The organism is Catellatospora chokoriensis, from assembly GCF_011297315.1.
GTDB lineage: Bacteria > Actinomycetota > Actinomycetes > Mycobacteriales > Micromonosporaceae > Catellatospora > Catellatospora citrea.
In genome coordinates, this window is sequence record NZ_JAAOTI010000002.1 from 366,419 (window position 1) to 382,745 (window position 16,327).

Genomic DNA, 16,327 nt, shown 5'->3' on the forward strand with positions numbered 1-16,327 from the left:
CCCAAGATACGCACCACCTGCCGGGCAAGTCGGGCGATCTTCGGACGGTCGGGTGCGGAGTCGGACCGGTCCTGACCGGAATGCGCGAATCAACGGATTCGGCTCGGGGGAGCGGGGGTCGTTGCCTAGGCTTACGTCATGGCTCGTACCGCCGCTGACCAGGTGCGCAGTGAGGACTTGTTCACGACCGCGCTGTGGGGATACTCCATGGACGAGGTGGATGCCTACGTCGAGGACACCGCCAGGCGCATGCGCCGGCTCGCCGCCGAGATCCAGCGGCTGTCCGTGGCGGAGAACCAGCTCGGCGCCGCCCGCATCGAGATCTCCAAACTGACCTCCGAACTCGCCGAGGCGCGCCCGCTGGCCGGCGTCGGCCCCCGGGTGCAGGCGATCCTGCGGATGGCCGAACGGGAGGCCGAGACGCTGCGCCGGACCGCGTTCGAGGTGCTGCGCAACGCCTACGAGGAGGCTCGCGGGGTCCGCCAGAAGGCCGAGGACGAGGCCTACCAGGCCAAACGGGACTACGAGCTGGCCCTGGCCCACCGCCGCCAGCACGACAAGGACGAGCTGCTCGCGACCGTCCTGGCCGAAGCCGCGGCGGACCCCGAGCCGGAGCCCGCGCCGCGCGAGACCGTCGGGATGCGGGAGCTGTTCGCGTCGGCGAGAAAGGGTCGACCCGCGGCCGAGGCGGCCGCCGTCGAGCAGCCTCCGGCCGTGGCCGGATCGGACCTGGAGCTCACGCCGGAGCTCGTGGCCGAACGGTATCGCGAGCCGGCCGCGCCCGCTGCCGCGTCGGCGGACGCCGGCACGGCCGATGCGGCGCCTGCTCCCGCGCCGGGGATGGCTCGGCCTGTCGGGCCGATGCCGATCGACGGTCGGGCTGCCGGCGTCGCGCCGATGGACGTCGCGGCTGCGGATCATGAACCGATCGTGGTCGGGGCACAGCGTGACGAGCCGGAGGCCGCGGCGCATGCGGTGCCGGAGGTGCTGGAGGACGAGTACCCGGTCATCGAGGAGCCGGTGGAGCGGTTCCACAACGGTTCGAACAAGTCCCGCCGCAAGCGCGCCCGCAACCAGCGCGCCAACCCCGCCAACCCGCAGCCCGCGGCCTCCCCCGACCCCGCGGACACCCTGCCCGCCAAGCGCCGCTGAACACGCCGTCGCCAGCGGTCGGAGATCGTCGTCCGGTGTCATGATCTGCGGTCAGACCGCAGATCATGACACCGGACAGTGACCATCACTTCCACCCGGCCCCCCGCGGCGCGGTCAGCGGGCTTCGCGCCAGCCGCGCTTGAGGTCGCCGTTCCAGCCGCGCCGGATGTCGGTGGCGGCGTGCGGCGCGCCGACCCGGAGCACGTCCCAGCAGCGGCGCGGCTCCTCGGAGCTCTTCAGCGTGATCCGGTCACCGACTCTGACCTTGGGCTCCACCCAGCACGTCAGCATCCGGTTTCCGGATCTCAGGTCGACCTGAACCAGCGTTGTCATGGCGGCGACGCTAACAGTGAGCGTGGTCGACGTCTCGCGATTTTCGCCGCCCGCCCGGCCGCCGCCCGAGTGGCGACTGGTTCACATTCTGTTCACGGGATGCAGGGGTGGGGTCACGCTGCGGGTACGGTGCCGCCCGTGACCCTGTACCTGCTCGCCTTCCTGGTGATCACCGTGGCGGCCTTCGCCCAGGCCATCTCGGGCTTCGGCTTCTCCCTGGTCGCCGTGCCGCTGCTGGCGATGATCGTCGACCCGCAGCCCGCGGTGGTCGCCGCCACGATGGTGAGCTTCACCCTCAACGCCGTCAACGCGTACGGGCACCGCCGCCACATCGACGCCGGCGCGGCGCGGCGGCTGCTGCTGTGGGTGCTGGCGGGACTGCCGCTGGGCGTGCTGGCGCTGCGGCTGCTGCCGTCCGGCGCGCTGGTCGCCACGATCGCGCTGGTGACGCTGGGCTGCACGGTCGTGGTCTGGCGGGGCTGGCACATCGCGCCGGGCGGCTGGACCCTGCGCGGCGCGGGTCTGCTGTCCGGGGTGCTCACCACGGCCACCGCCACGAACGGCCCGCCGCTGGTGGCGGCGCTGCAGGCGATGCGGCTGGAGCCGCGCGCGTTCCGGGCCACGCTGGCGCTGCTGTTCGCCTCGGTGTCCCCGGTCGCGGTCGGCGGCTTCCTGCTCGCGGGCCTGCTCAGCACCCGGGCCGTGCTGGTCGCCGCGGTCGGGCTGCCGGCGGCGGCGCTGGGCGGCTGGGTGGGCGAGCGGATGTTCGCCCGGTTCGACGCGGGCACGTTCCGCCGGATGGTGCTGGGCGCGCTCGTGGTCAGCTCGGCGGCGGCGCTGGTGAAGGTGGGGTCGGGGGCCCTGTAGCCGTTGTCGCAGGGCTGAGGCAGGGTGGACCGTGTGACTGATCGACTCGTACGCCTCGTCCCGTGGTCCGACGACGATCTCGAGCTGCTGCGCCGGATCAACACCCCGGAGATGAAGAGGCACCTCGGCGGCCCGGAGACGGAGGAGAAGGTGCTGGCCCGCCACCAGCGCTACCTGGCGCTGCCGCACGGCCGCATGTTCCGGGTCGCGCTCGCCGCGACCGGCGAGCCGGTCGGCACCATCGGCCACTGGGACCGGGAATGGCAGGGCGAGCAGGTCTACGAGACCGGCTGGAGCGTGCTGCCGGAGTTCCAGGGCCGGGGCATCGCCGTCGCGGCGGCACAGGCCGTGATCGAGACCGCGCGGGCCGACGGGCGGCACCGCTGGCTGCACGCGTACCCGGGGGTGGACAACCTGCCGTCGAACGCGATCTGCCGCAAGGCCGGGTTCGAGCTGGTCGGGCCGTACGACTTCGAGTACCCGCCGGGCAGCCTCATGCGCAGCAACGACTGGCGCTACGACCTGCGGAAACCCTGATCGGCCGGGGCCTGGCAAAAATCTTGGAAGAATTTTCCGGCGGATGTAGAGACCGGCCCGCCGGCTCCGTCCGTGAGGTGAGGGCGGGCCGACGGGGCCCGCCGGACCGGAGGGAAGACCGCGATGAAGTACCTGCTCTTGATCTACGGCAACCAGGAGAAGTGGGCGTCGATCCCTGCCGAGACCTTCCCGGTGGAGGTCGCCAAGCAGGAGGCCTGGAACGCGAAGTACAAGGAGACCGGTGAGCTGCTCGGCGCGTACGGCCTGGCCGACGTCGCACTGGCGAAGCTGGTCCGCCGCGCGGACGGGCAACCCGCCGTGACCGACGGGCCGTACCTGGAGACCAAGGAGTACATCGCGAGCTTCTACCTGCTCGACTGCGAGAGCCAGCAGCGCGCCGAGGAGATCGCGGCCGACATGCCGTGGACCGACAAGGACCCGGTCGAGCTGTGGCCGGTCCTGCACGAGTCGCCGGTCAACGACCTGTGATTGTCGACCGGCGCGTCGAGGACCTGCTGCGCGAACTGGCGCCGCAGGTCCTCGGCGCGCTGGTCCGCCGCTACGGCATGTTCGACGCCTGCGAGGACGCGGTGCAGGAGGCGCTGCTGGTCGCGGCGGCCAAATGGCCGGCCGACGGAGTGCCCGACAATCCGCGCGGCTGGCTGATCACCGTCGGCGCGCACCGGCTGCTGGACGAGGTGCGCAGCGAGTCCGCGCGCCGCCGCCGCGAGGAGACGGTCACCCTGGCCACGCCGCAGTCGGCGCTGCTCGGCGCACCCGCCGACGCCGAACCCGACCGCGACGACTCGCTGGCGCTGCTGTTCCTGTGCTGCCATCCGGCGCTGGCCGCGCCGAGCCAGGTCGCGCTGACCCTGCGCGCGGTCGGCGGCCTGAGCACCGAGCAGATCGCCACGGCGTTCCTGGTGCCGACGGCGACCATGGCGCAGCGCATCAGCCGGGCCAAGGCGAGTGTGAAGGCGGCGGGCGCGTCGTTCGCGATGCCCGCGGCCGCCGACCGCGACGCCCGGCTGCGGGCCGTGCTCCAGGTGCTCTATCTGATCTTCAACGAGGGGTACGCCACCACCGCCGGCCCCGACCTCACCGCCCCGCAGCTGTCCGACGAGGCGATCCGGCTGACCCGCTGGCTGTGTCGGCTGCTCCCCGACGACCCCGAGGTCGCCGGCCTGCTCGCGCTGATGCTGCTCACCGACGCCCGCCGCCCCGCCCGCACGACGGCCGACGGCAGCCTCGTCCCGCTGGCCGAGCAGGACCGGGGCCGGTGGGACCGGTCCCGCATCGTCGAGGGCGTTGCCTTGATCAGCGAGGCGCTGCCGCGCGGCGCGGTCGGCCCGTACCAGCTCCAGGCCGCCATCGCCGCGGTCCACGACGAGGCCCCCACCATGGCCGACACCGACTGGCGCCAGATCCTCGCCCTGTACACGCTGCTCGAACAGGTCACCCCCAGCCCCGCGGTCACCCTCAACCGCGCTGTCGCCGTGGGCCACGTCCACGGCCCGCAGGCGGGCCTCGACCTGCTGACCACGCTGGCCGCCGACCCCCGCATGGCCGACCACCACCGCCTCCTGGCCACCCGAGCCCACCTGCTCGAACAGTCCGGCGACTACGCCGCCGCGGCCGCCGCCTACCGCGCCGCCGCCGCCCTCGCCACCAACCTCCCCGAACGCCGCCACCTCACGACCCGCGCCGCCCAGAACGAAGGAAGGGCACCTTCGTCGGCACGCGGAGCGTGACGAGCAGCAGCTCAGCACGCTCCGCGTCGGAGAAGGCGCCCTTCCCGTCTCACTTATCCGGCTGGGCAGGCTCGTCGTGCGTTTCGGCGCGGTGGCGGGCGTGTCGGCGGCGGGCGAGGCCGCGCAGGGCGGCGAGGCCGATGACGAGCCAGACGACGTTGACGGCCACGGACGGCAGCGCGCGGTGCACGATGCCGTTGACCGCGAGCGCGACCGCCCCGGCGAGGTTGAGCAGCTGATACGTCGTGCCGGCGGCAAGCCGCCCGCTGGACAGCAGCCCGTACGCCAGCAGCAGCGCGGCCGCGCCCAGCCAGCCGACCACCTCGACGAGCAGCCCGACGCTCACGGCAGCGGCCCGGGGACGCTCATCGCGGCACCAGCGCGTACGCCCGCACCGGGAAGGTGCCGAAGTCGCGCACCGGGGCGGGCACCGCATGCAGCCGGGCCCCGTGCACGGGCAGCTCGCCCAGGCCGGTCAGGTGCTCCAGGACCGGGATGCCCGCGTCCAGCAGGATCGAGTGCGCGGGCCGGGTCTTGCCGTCGGTGCAGTCGATGTTGACGCTGTCGATGCCGACCAGCCGCGCGCCTGCGGCGGCCAGGTGCCGGGCCCCGTCCTCGGCCAGGTACGGGGCGGCGACGCCGTACGCCTCGGTGCGCCAGTGCCGGTCCCAGCCGGTGTGCAGCAGCACCGCCCGGCCGGCGACGTCGTAGGGCGCGAGCGTCTGCGCGGTGATCGCCCGCTCGGCCGCGCCGGTCACCCGGACCACGACGACGGGCAGGTCGGCCAGCGACTCCAGGGGCAGGCCCGCCAGGTCCACACCGCCTTCATACCGGTGGAACGGGCTGTCCACGTAGGTGCCGGTGTTGCTGACCATGCTGATCCGGTCGATGGTGAACTCGGTGCCCTCGGCGTAGACGCCGCGCGAGTCGGCGCGGGTCAGGTGCGGCAGGATCTCCGGCCCCGGCAGCCCGGGGTAGGTGGTCATCCCGGCCTCGATGACGTGGCTCAGGTCGACCAGCCGAGTGTCCGGGCCGGTCGCGGCGTCGCCGGACGGGCCGCCGCGGGAGCCCTTGTGCGCCTCGGCGAAGACCTCGACGCCCGACAGCCGCACCTGGTCGACCATCAGCAGGCCGAGGTGGCCGACGAACAGGCCGGCCAGGTCGTCGGCGGTGACGTCCGGGCCGGGCACGTCGAGCCGGAAGCCCTGGGCCTGCATGCCGCCGCCGTTGAGGAAGGTCACGTCCGCGTCGAACGACGCCCGGTATTCGGTCATACCCCATGATCCACCGGTCTCGGCATACAGCACAAGCGACGATCTCTTCATGCAGCATGTAGCCTGACTGAATGCAGATCGACCCGCGCCGCCTCGCTGTGCTGCGTGCCGTCGCCGACGCGGGCGGCGTGCTCGCCGCGGCGTCCGTGCTGCACCTGACCCCGTCGGCGGTGTCGCAGCACATCGCGCGGCTGGAGGCGGAGACCGGGGTGACCCTGCTGGACCGCTCCCAGCTGGGCGGGCGGCGGGCGGCCGGGCTGACCGCGGCCGGGCGGATGCTGGCCGGGCACGCCGCGAAGCTCGGGCAGGTGCTCGCGGCCGCGGAGCACGAGCTGGCCGCGTTCACCGGGCAGGTCGCCGGGCCGGTGAACGTGGGCGCGTTCCCGACCGCGATCCGGCACCTGGTCGTGCCGGTGGCCGCCGAGCTGGGGGAGAGCGCCCCCGCGGTGGCGCTGCGCATCCGGCAGTACGAGCCCGAGCCGGGCCGCGCCGCGCTGCGGGCCGGCGAGCTGGATCTGCTGATCACGGAGTCCGACGCGGCCGCGCCCGCCCGCGACCCGGCCGGGCTGCGCACGGTGAAGCTGTTCGACGACCCGTACCGGATCGTGGTGCCGCGCCGCTGGGGCCCGGTCAGCGACCTCGACGTGCTGCGTGACCGGCCCTGGGTGGACGGCCCGCCGGACACCGCCGTGCGCCGCGTGCTCGACCGGGTCTGCGCCCAGCACGGCCTGATCCTGGACCGCCGGCACGAGTGCCTGGACTTCCCCGCCGCGTTCGCCGTGGTCGCCGCGGGCCTGGCTGCCGCCGTCGTCCCCGCGATGGCCCGGCCCGAGGAGCATCCCGCGGTCCGCGCCATCACCACCCCGCTGGTCGGCGCCCGCCGCCTCGACCTGATGCACCGCCGCGGCCGCCACGAACCCAGCCCCGCCGCCCGCCTTGTCGCCGCCGCCCTGACCACCCGAGCCCAAGCCACCACCCCACCCTCCTAGGACGCGCCAGGCACTGTGCTTGGGAAGGGCACCTTCTCAACGCTCTGCGTTGTAGAAGGTGCCCTTCCCAACCTCAGGACTCTGCTGGCTGCGGAAACGGGCGCCGGGGCGTCAGCGCGGTGAGCGGCCCCCATGGCCCGCCCGCTTACCCGCGGGTCATCATGCCGGCGTTACGCACCGGCGGACAGGGTCCCGGCCAGGCGGTCCACGATCGGTTCCAGCACCTGGAACGCGCTGTCCGGGAGGTCGCCGTCGCCGCGCATGTCGCGGAGTCTGGCGAGCAGCTCGCGGGCCTCGTCGGCGGCCTTGCCGTCCCCGTCGCGGCGCAGCCGCTTCTCGATGTCCTGGACCTGCTTGCGCAGCTCGGCGGCGTCCTTGCCGGTGATGCCGCCCGCCCGCGCCAGCCGGTCGATCTCCTGCCGCAGCTGCGCCAGCGGGTCGGCGGGGCGGGCAGCCGACGGCTGGGGCGCGGCCGGCCGGGTCGCGCTCGCCGCGTTCGGGGGGTTCGACGGCCCGGCCACGGCGGCGTTGCCCGGCGGCGCGCCGGCCGAGGCGAGCACGATCAGCATGAGCCCGGTCACGATGGCGACCACGGCCGCCGTGCCCCACAGCACCGGCCGCAGCCAGCGGTCGGGCCGCCCGGGGCGGCGGGCGGAGAACCTGGCCGCGGGCCCGGGTCGCGCGGGCGGGGGAGGCGGCACGGAGGCCACCCCGACCAGGGGGCCGGGCCGGGTGCCGGCCGGCGACACCGGCGCGTTGAGCAGGGTGTCCGTCAGCTGGGCCGTCGTGTACGGGTCGGGCACGAGCGCCTCGCCGATCGTCAGCAGCTGCGCGGCGACCTGCTCGGCGCTGGCCGGCCGGTGCCCGGGATCGGCCGCGGTCAGTTGGCCGGTGAGCTCCGCGAGCGGCGCGGGCACCCCGGCGCGCAGCAGATCGTCGCGCACACCGGCACTGTCGCGCCCGGTCGGCGGCGGGGCGCCGGTGAGCATCGCGTACAGCGAGCAGCCCAGCCCGAACACGTCGGTGCGCGCGTCGACGGGGCCGCCCGCGGCCTGCTCGGGCGCGGTGTAGCCGCGGGTCCCGGCGACCAGCGACGGGTAGGCCGCCTCCTGCCAGGCCGCGATGCCGAAGTCGCACACCTTCACCACCCCCGCCGAGTTGACCAGCAGGTTGGCGGCGGTCACGTCGCGGTGCACGATGCCGGCCGAGTGCGCGGCGGCCAGCGCGGCGCACGTCTGCACGGCGATGCCGACGGCCTGGTCGCGGTGCAGCGGGCCGTCCTGCAGCAGCGTGTGCACGCTGGGCCCGTCGACCAGCTCCATCACCACGTAGGCGTCGTCGGTCTCGACGGCGACGTCGTACACGGCGACGATGTGCGGGTGCGGCAGCGCGGCGACGGCTTGCGCCTCACGCCAGAAGCGCTGCCGCGTCGCGGTGTCGGCGAATCGCGCGGGGTCCAGGATCTTGACGGCGACCGGGCGGCGCAGGCGCAGGTCGCGTCCACTCCAGACGGTGGCCATGCCACCGTGCCCGATCTCCTCGTCGACCCGGTACCGGGCGCCCAGCAGTCTGCCCATCCCTGCGCCCTACCCGCCACGGTCGGCGGGCAAACCGCATGCGACCGATGTCACCCTTCCGCGCCCCGCGCAGTGCGGCGCGAGTCGGCAAGGCGACCCGGTCCGGCTGAGGTTTATGCGGATCTTGTGGGGCGTTTAAGGTCTCCACAAGGGACTTCTCCGTAGCGTTCGGGGCATCGGCCGTGCACCGCGGTCGCCGCCGCGCGCCGCCGCCCCGCGAGCCGGGTTGCCGGCCGCGTGCGCCCCCGGCAGGAACGGAGTTCATCCCATGCGAAGACTGGTCGCCTACCCGCTGGTGGCGCTGGGTCTCGTGACCGCGTCGCTGGCGGTCGCCGCGCCCGCGTCCGCCCACGGCTACGTCTCGTCGCCCCCGAGCCGCCAGGCGCTGTGCGCGTCGGGCCGGGTCGCCGACTGCGGCCCGATCCAGTACGAGCCGCAGAGCGTCGAGGGCCCGAAGGGCCAGCGCAACTGCCACGGCGGCCTGGCGCAGTTCGCCGTGCTGAACGACAGCAGCCGCAACTGGCCCGCGACCTCGGTCGGCTCCTCGGTCACCTTCAACTGGGTGCTCACCGCCCGGCACTCCACCAGCAGCTGGGAATACTTCATCGGGGGTACGCGGATCGCGTTCTTCGAAGACGGCGGCCGCCAGCCCAACGCGACCGTGTCGCACCAGGTGAGCCTGGCCGGGTTCAGCGGCCGGCAGACCCTGCTGGCAATCTGGAACATCGGCGACACCCCGATGGCCTTCTACAACTGCATCGACCTGCAGATCGGCGGGGGCGGCCCGGCCCCGTCGCCGACCGCCGCCCCGTCCCCGACGGCCCGGCCCACCGCGTCGCCCACGGCCCGCCCGAGCGCCCGCCCGACGGTGCGGCCGTCGGGTCCGGCCGCCTCGCCGACGCCCCGCCCGACGGGCACCGTGCCCGGCGGCGCGCAGTGGGCCCCGGGGACGACCTACCGGACCGGTGACGAGGTCACCTACCAGGGCGTGCGCTACCGCTGCCGGCAGTCGCACACCTCGATCGTCACCTGGGAGCCCTCGTACTACACGCTGGCGCTCTGGCTGCCGATCTGACGGGTCTCCGGCGGGCCGTTCCACGTGCGGCCCGCCGGTCACCACCCCGCCTCCGACCCCGTCCCGCAAAGCCGTCTCCGAACAGGACCATGCCGATGAGAAAGCTCCGGACCGCACTGGCCGCCGCCGCGCTCGCCCTGCTGGCCGGCTGCGGCACCGCCGCGCCCGAGCCCGCGGCCTACCAGCCGCCCGCCGCGCCCCGGGCGGACGCGACGTTCAACGCGACCGACGTGATGTTCCTGCAGATGATGGTCACCCACCACACGCAGGGCCTGGAGATGGTCAAGCTGGCCCGCACGCGCCAGACCAGCGAGGAGGTGGCGATGCTCGCGGGCGCGATCGAGGTCACCCAGGCCACGGAGCTGGAGGTCATGCAGGGCTGGCTGAAAAGCTGGGGCGAGCCGACGACCGCCGGTCACGACCCGAACGCGCACGCCTCGCACGGCGGCCTGCCGATCACCGGCGCGGACGAGATGGCGGCGCTGCGCAAGGCGAGTGCCGCCCAGTTCCAGACGACGTTCCTGAACCTGCTGATCGGCCACCAGCACAATGCCGTCGAGATGGCCCGCATGGAGACCGACGGCGGCGTCAACCCGCAGGTCAAGGACCTCGCGAACCGGATCACGCTGTCCCGCAACGAGCAGATCAAGCAGATGCTGGGCCTAGTCGCGGCCTGACCCCGCGCCCTGGCCGACCCCGCGTCCGCCGGTCGGCTTGCTCAGGAAGCAGGGTCGGCGGCCAGCACGGAGGAGAGCCAGGCGAGCTGCCGCCGCACCTGGTAGGCCTCGCCGCCCTCGTGGTGGTTGAACGGGTAGGCGTGGATCTCGCGGGCGGGGCGCCGCGGGCGGCCGTTGGCGGCGCCGTAGTGGTTGTGGGCGGCGAACACGCCGCTGGGCGGGCATACGTTGTCGCGCAGGCCGGTGCCGAAGTGCGCGGGCGCGACGGCGCGGCGGGCGAAGTGGACACCGTCGACATAGGACAGCGTGTGCCGGACGGCGTCCTCGGCGTCCCGGTGTACGGCCAGGAAGTTGACGATCTCGCCGTACGGCGGGGCGTCGGTGATCTCGATGGCGCGTTGCAGGTGGCACAGCAGCGGTGCGGTGGTGATGAGCGCGGCGAGGTCGGGCACGAGTCCCGCGACGGCCAGGGCCAGGCCGCCGCCCTGGCTGTTGCCGGTGGCGACGATCCGGTCGGGGTCGGCTCCGGGCAGGGCGCGGGCCGCGTCCACGGCCCGGACGGCGTCGGTGATGAGCCGCCGGTAGTAGTAGTCGCGCGGGTCCAGGATGCCGCGGGTCGCGGGCCACGGGCCACCGAGCGCGCCGCTGTGGGGGTCGGGGGTGTCGCCGCCGCTGCCGTACTGGCCGCCCTGGCCGCGAGCGTCCATCAGCAGGTGGGCGTATCCGGCGACGGGCCAGGTCAGGCGCTCGTGGGGCAGTCCGCGGCCGCGGCCGTAGCCGACGTACTCGACGACCACCGGCAGTGGGGTGTCGGCTCCGGCGGGGCGGGTGTACCAGGCGCGGACGGGGTCGCCGCCGAAGCCGGCGAACGTGACGTCCCAGGTGTCGAGCAGGGGCAGGCCGGTCTGCACCGGCCGGACGTCACCGAGCACGGGGTGGGCGGATGCGTCCTTGAGCGTCGCGGACCAGAACTCGTCGAAGTCGGCGGGTTCGGCGACGTCGGGCGCGTAGTGCCGGAGCTGGTCGAGCGGTAGGTCGAACAGGGGCATGGGTCCTCACCGGGTGGTCGGGCGCAGGTGCGCGGGCGGCGCGGTGGTCTCGCGGACGATGAGCTCGGTCACCAGGTCGATGCGGCTGGTCGCCAGGTCGATCTTGTTGGCCAGGTCGAGCAGCATCTGGGCGGCGGCGCCGGCCATGTCGCGCAGCGGCTGGTGGATGGTGGTGAGGGCGGGGTCGGTCCAGGCGGCGACGGGCAGGTTGTCGTAGCCGATGACGGACAGGTCGTCGGGCACGTGCAGGCCGAGCTGGCGGGCGGCGCGCAGCACGCCCATGGCCTGCATGTCGGAGCCGGCGAAGACGGCGGTGGGCCGGTCGGGCCGGGTGAGCAGGTCCATGGCGTGCTCGTGGCCGGTGGCGACGTAGAAGGTGCCGTGCCGGACCAGGTCGGGGTCGACGGAGAGGCCGGCCTCCTCGTGCGCCGCCCGGAATCCGGCGGTGCGGGCGCGGCTGCACAGCACGTCGGTCGGGCCGGAGATGACGGCGATCCGGCGGTGGCCGAGTTCGAGCAGGTGGCGGGTGGCGAGCAGGCCGCCGCTCCAGTTGTTGGCGCCGACGGTGGGCACCGAGGCGGAGGTGGCGCTGTCGGTGTCGATGACGACGAACGGGATCGCGCGGCGGTGCAGCTGCTGGCGCTGGGGTTCGGCGAGGTGGCACTGCACGAACAGAACCCCGAGTGGCTTGCGGGCGAGCACGCCGTCGAGCCATTCCTGCGGCGGCCGGTGGCGGCCGTCGAGCTGGGACAGCACCACGTCGACCTTGGCGGGGGCGGTGATCGTCTGGACCCCGCGGATGATCTCCATGGCCCAGGTGGAGTCGTATTCGTGGAAGACGAGGTCGATCTGGCCCGCTCCGGTGGGCAGGCGTCGGGCGCGGCGGCGGTAGCGGTTGCGTTCAAGGCTGGCTTCGACGCGGGCTCTGGTCACGGCGGAGACGTCGAGGCGTCCGTTGAGGACTTTGGAGACCGTGGCGGTGGAGACGCCGACCTCGTCGGCGATGGCCGCGATCGTCACCGCGCTGGATGCGGTGCTCGGCTGGGACTTCGTCATCATTGCCTCGCCAGCTGCCTCGGAAGTTTCGGCCCGAACTCTAACACCACGATCGGCATTCTCGGCCAGTGTGATGTTTCGAGGGATCGAGGGGATCGACGGTCCTCTCCGGATTGTCACGCACTGCAATCGTTTGTGTCAGCAGTTCAACGACCCTTGACACGTCCCAGCGCGGCGCTTAAGTTGCCCGGCACAGGTAACGCAATATTTCCGAAACTTTCGGTGAAACGCGGAGGTCGGCACCCGCTGTCCGTGACGGACCGCGCCGTGGTCGTACGGAATGCGCTTCGGTTTGAACAGGGGAGGTCCGAGAATGAGCGTGCCCGGGACGCTGGACCCGCCACGGTCCACAGCGGAGGCGGCCCCGCCGGTGCCCGCGCGCCCGCCGGTCGTCCGCGCCAAGCGGCTGACCTGGCGGCGGGCGCTGCGCCGGGACTGGCAGCTGTACTCGCTGGCGCTGCTGCCGCTGCTGTTCTTCGCGGTCTTCCGCTACCTGCCGATGGTCGGCAACGTCATCGCGTTCCGTAAGTTCCAGCCCGGCGGCAACCCGCTCGGCGAGTACTGGGTCGGCCTGCGCTACGTGGAGATGTTCCTCAGCGACTCGACGTTCTGGAACGTCTTCACCAACACCCTGGTGCTGGGCGTGCTGACGCTGGTGGTCTGCTTCCCGCTGCCGATCGTGCTGGCGCTGCTGTTCAACGAGCTGAGCAGCCGCCGGCTCAAGCGCTTCGTGCAGTCGGTGTCCTACCTGCCGCACTTCCTGTCGGTCGTGATCATCGCCGCGATGGTGATGCAGCTGCTGAGCGTCGACGGCACGGTCAACCAGCTGGTGCGGGCCTTCGGCGGGGAGCCGATCCCGTTCCTGCAGCAGCCGGAGTGGTTCCGCACCATCTACGTCTCCTCGGAGGCGTGGCAGACCGTCGGCTGGGGCACGATCCTCTACCTGGCCGCGCTGACCACGATCGACTCCGACCTGTACGAGGCGGCCCGCATCGACGGGGCGAGCCGGTGGCGCCAGACCTGGCACGTCACCCTGCCCGGCATCCGGCCGACCATGGTGACCCTGCTGATCCTCAACATCGGCACGTTCATGGCGGTCGGGTTCGAGAAGATCCTGCTGCTGTACAACCCGCTGACGTATCCCACCGGCGACGTGATCTCCACGTACCTGTTCCGGATGGGCGTGCTGTCCAACAGCTTCAGCTACGCCGCCGCGATCGGCCTGTTCGAGGCCGTGATCGGCCTGACGCTGGTGCTGACGGCCAATCTCATCGCCCGCCGCGCAGTAGGGACGAGCCTGTGGTGACCGTCGAACAGAAGCCGGCCCCGGCCCCGCCCCTGCCGGTGGCACGGCGGCGGCGCGGCATGAAGGTCACCCGGGGCTACCGGGTGTTCCAGGCCGTCAACGCGGTCGTGCTGACCGTCGTGGTGATCGTGACGCTGTACCCGTTCGTCAACGTGGTGGCGCGCTCGTTCAGCCAGGAGGCCTACATCCGGGCCGGGCAGGTCAACCTGGTGCCGCGCGGGTTCAACCTCAGCACGTACAAGCTGGTCATGGCCGACGACATGTTCTGGGCCAACTACCGCAACACCGTCTTCTACACCGTCGTCGCGACCGCCGTCGCCATCGTGCTGACCACCTGCTACGCGTACGTGCTGTCCAAGAAGCACCTGCGCGGCCGGTCGGCGCTGGTCGGCGTCGCCGTGTTCACGATGTTCTTCTCCGGCGGCCTGATCCCGAACTACATCCTGGTCACCAGCCTGGGCCTGAAGAACTCGGTGTGGGCGATCGCGCTGCCCAACGCGATCAGCGTGTTCAACCTGCTGGTCATGAAGGCCTTCTTCGAGAGCATGCCGGTCGAGCTGGAGGAGGCCGCCGCCGTCGACGGCCTGGACACCTACCGCATCCTGTGGCGCATCGTGCTGCCGCTGTCCAAAGCCATGATCGCGACGATGGTGCTGTTCTACGCGGTGGCCTTCTGGAACTCGTGGTTCTCGGCCTTCCTCTACATGGACCAGTCAGACCTGTTCCCCGTCACCGTCTACCTGCGCAATCTCATCGCCGGGGCGACCGGGGCGGGCTCCGTCGGCGCAGCCGACGCCGATCTGCAAACGGCGGCCAACATCCAGGCCGTGACGATCGTGCTCACCGTCGTGCCGATCCTGCTGGTCTACCCCTTCGTCCAGAGGTACTTCGTGTCCGGCGTGATGCTCGGGGCGGTCAAGGGGTGAACCGGCGATATCCGCAAGTCGCACCTTCCACTCCCCATCCTGAAAGGCGCAAACATATGGCAATCCGCTCCCGCAGACGCGTCGCGGCGTTCGCCGCCGCGCTGCTGGCTGTATCCCTGTCCGCGTGCACCGGCGAGGAACCCGCCTCCGACGACCTGTCCGGCAACCGCGTCGGCGCGATGTCCGACTACGGCGTGAACTCGCAGTTCAAGGCGACCGAGGCGCTGAACTTCTCGATCCTGTACAACAACCACCCGAACTACCCGCTCAAGAACGAGTGGCTGTTCTGGTCCGAGCTGACCAAGCGCACCGGCGTCACGCTGCAGCCGACCGCGGTGCCGCTGTCGGACTACGAGCAGAAACGCAGCCTGCTCATCGGCGCGGGCGACGCACCGCTGATCATCCCGAAGACCTACCCCGGCCAGGAGACCCCGTTCGTGGCCTCGGGGTCGATCCTGCCGGTCAGCGACTACCTCGACCTGATGCCGAACTTCAAGGACAAGATCGCCAAGTGGAACCTGCAGCCTGACGTCGACCAGCTGCGCCAGCTCGACGGCAAGTTCTACCTGCTGCCCGGCCTGCACGAGAACGTGTGGACCGACTACTCCCTCGGCGTGCGCACCGACATCCTCGCCCAGCTCAACCTCACCGTGCCCAAGACCTGGGACGAGGTGTACACCATGCTCAAGGCGATGAAGGCGGCGTACCCCAACCAGTACCCGATGTCGGACCGGTGGAGCAAGCCCACGCCCGGCGGCGCGCTGTTCAACTACATGGCCGGGGCGTTCAGCACCAACGGCGGCTGGGGCTACCGCAACGACTACTGGGACGCCAGCGCCAAGAAGTTCGTCTTCACCGGCGCCACCGACGGCTACAAGCAGCTGGTCACCTACCTGAACAAGCTGGTGAAGGAGGGCCTGCTCGACCCGGAGAGCTTCACCCAGGACGACGACACCGCCATCCAGAAGCTCGCCACCGGCAAGTCCTTCGTGATCAGCGCCAACGCGCAGGAGCTGGTCAACAAGTACCGCACGACGATGGCCGAGACCCTGCCCAAGGCGACCATGGTCAAGATCCCGCAGCCGGTCGGCCCGGCCGGCGAGGTCAAGGCCGGCAGCCGGCTCGAGAACGGCGTCATGATCTCCAAGAAGGCCCGGGAGAGCAAGAACTTCGTCGCGATGATGCAGTTCATCGACTGGCTGTACTACTCCGACGCGGGCCAGGAGTTCGCCAAGTGGGGCGTGCCGGGCACCACCTACAACAAGGACGCCTCCGGCAAGTTCACGCTCGCGCCCGACGTCGACTACGTCAAGCTCAACCCCACCGCCACGAAGCACCTGCAGAAGGACTTCGGCTTCGGCAACGGCGTGTTCGCCTACGGCGGCACCACCCAGCTGCTCCAGTCGACCTTCTCCGCCGAGGAGCTGGACTACCAGAAGGCGATGGACACCAGGAAGATCCTGCCCGTGCCGCCGCCGCACCCGTACGAGGACGCCGAGGCCGAGCAGGCCACCCTCTGGGAGACGCCGCTGAAGGACCACGTGTCCCAGATGACGCTCAAGTTCATCCTCGGCCAGCGTGACCTGTCCGAATGGGATGCCTACGTCGCCGAGCTCAAGGCCAAGAACATGGACGCCTACATCGAGCTCGTCAACAAGGCCTACGACCGCTTCGCCAAGCAGCGGGGCTGACCACCGGCCCGGCCGCGCCCGTTCCCCCGGGCGCGGCCGGGCGCATTCTCGTGCACTCAGAGGAACC

General features: G+C 72.0%; 17 protein-coding genes. 11 read left to right on the forward strand and 6 right to left on the reverse strand.

Annotation, left to right across the window (positions count from 1 at the left end; all coding sequences use genetic code 11):
- The first annotated feature begins 138 nt into the window (after positions 1–138).
- Positions 139–1,152, forward strand: coding sequence for a DivIVA domain-containing protein (locus HAV39_RS04255; RefSeq protein WP_191837828.1), 1,014 nt, complete (start codon positions 139–141; stop codon positions 1,150–1,152).
- A gap of 114 nt (positions 1,153–1,266) precedes the next feature.
- Here the strand turns inward: HAV39_RS04255 and HAV39_RS04260 are convergent, their stop codons facing one another.
- Entirely contained in the window at positions 1,267–1,485 is a 219-nt protein-coding gene (locus HAV39_RS04260) for a hypothetical protein (protein WP_170213204.1), read from the reverse strand.
- A 138-nt stretch (positions 1,486–1,623) separates the two neighbouring features.
- Between HAV39_RS04260 and HAV39_RS04265 the strand changes: the two genes are divergently transcribed.
- The 4 genes from HAV39_RS04265 to HAV39_RS04280 all read left to right on the forward strand — a co-directional run bounded on the left by HAV39_RS04265 (position 1,624) and on the right by HAV39_RS04280 (position 4,640).
- The gene (locus HAV39_RS04265; RefSeq protein WP_191837829.1) at positions 1,624–2,352 is read left to right on the forward strand and encodes a sulfite exporter TauE/SafE family protein; all 729 of its coding nucleotides are present in this window, start codon (positions 1,624–1,626) and stop codon (positions 2,350–2,352) included.
- 33 nt (positions 2,353–2,385) lie between these two features.
- Positions 2,386–2,889, forward strand: coding sequence for a GNAT family N-acetyltransferase (locus HAV39_RS04270; RefSeq protein WP_203736372.1), 504 nt, complete (start codon positions 2,386–2,388; stop codon positions 2,887–2,889).
- A 123-nt stretch (positions 2,890–3,012) separates the two neighbouring features.
- The gene (locus tag HAV39_RS04275; protein ID WP_191837831.1) at positions 3,013–3,378 is read left to right on the forward strand and encodes a YciI family protein; all 366 of its coding nucleotides are present in this window, start codon (positions 3,013–3,015) and stop codon (positions 3,376–3,378) included.
- Complete coding sequence (locus HAV39_RS04280) at positions 3,375–4,640, forward strand: RNA polymerase sigma factor (protein ID WP_191837832.1); 1,266 nt, start codon at positions 3,375–3,377, stop codon at positions 4,638–4,640. The genes HAV39_RS04275 and HAV39_RS04280 overlap by 4 nt, the downstream gene beginning before the upstream one ends.
- A gap of 49 nt (positions 4,641–4,689) precedes the next feature.
- Here the strand turns inward: HAV39_RS04280 and HAV39_RS04285 are convergent, their stop codons facing one another.
- Positions 4,690–4,986: a CBU_0592 family membrane protein gene (locus tag HAV39_RS04285; protein WP_191837833.1), complete on the reverse strand. Its 297-nt coding sequence runs from the start codon at positions 4,984–4,986 to the stop codon at positions 4,690–4,692.
- Positions 4,987–5,005: 19 nt separating this feature from the next.
- Positions 5,006–5,914, reverse strand: a complete 909-nt coding sequence (locus HAV39_RS04290) for a cyclase family protein (RefSeq protein WP_191837834.1) — start codon at positions 5,912–5,914, stop codon at positions 5,006–5,008.
- A gap of 71 nt (positions 5,915–5,985) precedes the next feature.
- On the opposite strand from HAV39_RS04290, the gene HAV39_RS04295 reads away from it, so the two are divergent.
- Positions 5,986–6,903: a LysR family transcriptional regulator gene (locus HAV39_RS04295; protein ID WP_191837835.1), complete on the forward strand. Its 918-nt coding sequence runs from the start codon at positions 5,986–5,988 to the stop codon at positions 6,901–6,903.
- A gap of 170 nt (positions 6,904–7,073) precedes the next feature.
- On the opposite strand, the gene HAV39_RS04300 is transcribed toward HAV39_RS04295, so the two are convergent.
- Positions 7,074–8,480, reverse strand: coding sequence for a serine/threonine-protein kinase (locus HAV39_RS04300; RefSeq protein ID WP_191837836.1), 1,407 nt, complete (start codon positions 8,478–8,480; stop codon positions 7,074–7,076).
- A gap of 268 nt (positions 8,481–8,748) precedes the next feature.
- Here HAV39_RS04300 and HAV39_RS04305 point away from each other — a divergent pair, with 268 nt between their 5' ends.
- Together HAV39_RS04305 and HAV39_RS04310 are read left to right on the forward strand one after the other, a co-directional pair.
- Positions 8,749–9,555, forward strand: a complete 807-nt coding sequence (locus HAV39_RS04305; RefSeq protein WP_191837837.1) for a lytic polysaccharide monooxygenase — start codon at positions 8,749–8,751, stop codon at positions 9,553–9,555.
- 95 nt (positions 9,556–9,650) lie between these two features.
- The gene (locus tag HAV39_RS04310; protein WP_239120729.1) at positions 9,651–10,232 is read left to right on the forward strand and encodes a DUF305 domain-containing protein; all 582 of its coding nucleotides are present in this window, start codon (positions 9,651–9,653) and stop codon (positions 10,230–10,232) included.
- Positions 10,233–10,273: 41 nt separating this feature from the next.
- Here HAV39_RS04310 and HAV39_RS04315 read toward each other — a convergent pair whose 3' ends face one another.
- Together HAV39_RS04315 and HAV39_RS04320 are read right to left on the reverse strand one after the other, a co-directional pair.
- Positions 10,274–11,281, reverse strand: coding sequence for an acetylxylan esterase (locus HAV39_RS04315; protein ID WP_191837838.1), 1,008 nt, complete (start codon positions 11,279–11,281; stop codon positions 10,274–10,276).
- Positions 11,282–11,287: 6 nt separating this feature from the next.
- A complete protein-coding gene (locus tag HAV39_RS04320; protein ID WP_191837839.1) occupies positions 11,288–12,337 on the reverse strand; it encodes a LacI family DNA-binding transcriptional regulator in 1,050 nt (349 codons plus the stop codon).
- Between the two features lie 313 nt (positions 12,338–12,650).
- Between HAV39_RS04320 and HAV39_RS04325 the strand changes: the two genes are divergently transcribed.
- The 3 genes from HAV39_RS04325 to HAV39_RS04335 are packed head-to-tail and all read left to right on the forward strand — an operon-like array spanning position 12,651 to position 16,260.
- The gene (locus HAV39_RS04325; protein WP_191837840.1) at positions 12,651–13,643 is read left to right on the forward strand and encodes an ABC transporter permease; all 993 of its coding nucleotides are present in this window, start codon (positions 12,651–12,653) and stop codon (positions 13,641–13,643) included.
- Positions 13,640–14,569, forward strand: a complete 930-nt coding sequence (locus tag HAV39_RS04330) for a carbohydrate ABC transporter permease (RefSeq protein ID WP_239120730.1) — start codon at positions 13,640–13,642, stop codon at positions 14,567–14,569. The genes HAV39_RS04325 and HAV39_RS04330 overlap by 4 nt, the downstream gene beginning before the upstream one ends.
- A gap of 56 nt (positions 14,570–14,625) precedes the next feature.
- Positions 14,626–16,260, forward strand: coding sequence for an ABC transporter substrate-binding protein (locus HAV39_RS04335; RefSeq protein ID WP_191837841.1), 1,635 nt, complete (start codon positions 14,626–14,628; stop codon positions 16,258–16,260).
- Positions 16,261–16,327 lie beyond the last annotated feature (67 nt).

Bases quoted from the DNA above. Each gene is read 5' to 3' on its own strand.
- HAV39_RS04255 (WP_191837828.1), top strand. From the start codon at position 139: ATGGCTCGTACCGCCGCTGACCAGGTGCGCAGTGAGGACTTGTTCACG.
- HAV39_RS04260 (WP_170213204.1), bottom strand. From the start codon at position 1,485: ATGACAACGCTGGTTCAGGTCGACCTGAGATCCGGAAACCGGATGCTG.
- HAV39_RS04275 (WP_191837831.1), top strand. From the start codon at position 3,013: ATGAAGTACCTGCTCTTGATCTACGGCAACCAGGAGAAGTGGGCGTCG.
- HAV39_RS04290 (WP_191837834.1), bottom strand. From the start codon at position 5,914: ATGACCGAATACCGGGCGTCGTTCGACGCGGACGTGACCTTCCTCAAC.
- HAV39_RS04295 (WP_191837835.1), top strand. From the start codon at position 5,986: ATGCAGATCGACCCGCGCCGCCTCGCTGTGCTGCGTGCCGTCGCCGAC.
- HAV39_RS04300 (WP_191837836.1), bottom strand. From the start codon at position 8,480: ATGGGCAGACTGCTGGGCGCCCGGTACCGGGTCGACGAGGAGATCGGG.
- HAV39_RS04305 (WP_191837837.1), top strand. From the start codon at position 8,749: ATGCGAAGACTGGTCGCCTACCCGCTGGTGGCGCTGGGTCTCGTGACC.
- HAV39_RS04310 (WP_239120729.1), top strand. From the start codon at position 9,651: ATGAGAAAGCTCCGGACCGCACTGGCCGCCGCCGCGCTCGCCCTGCTG.
- HAV39_RS04315 (WP_191837838.1), bottom strand. From the start codon at position 11,281: ATGCCCCTGTTCGACCTACCGCTCGACCAGCTCCGGCACTACGCGCCC.
- HAV39_RS04320 (WP_191837839.1), bottom strand. From the start codon at position 12,337: ATGACGAAGTCCCAGCCGAGCACCGCATCCAGCGCGGTGACGATCGCG.
- HAV39_RS04325 (WP_191837840.1), top strand. From the start codon at position 12,651: ATGAGCGTGCCCGGGACGCTGGACCCGCCACGGTCCACAGCGGAGGCG.
- HAV39_RS04335 (WP_191837841.1), top strand. From the start codon at position 14,626: ATGGCAATCCGCTCCCGCAGACGCGTCGCGGCGTTCGCCGCCGCGCTG.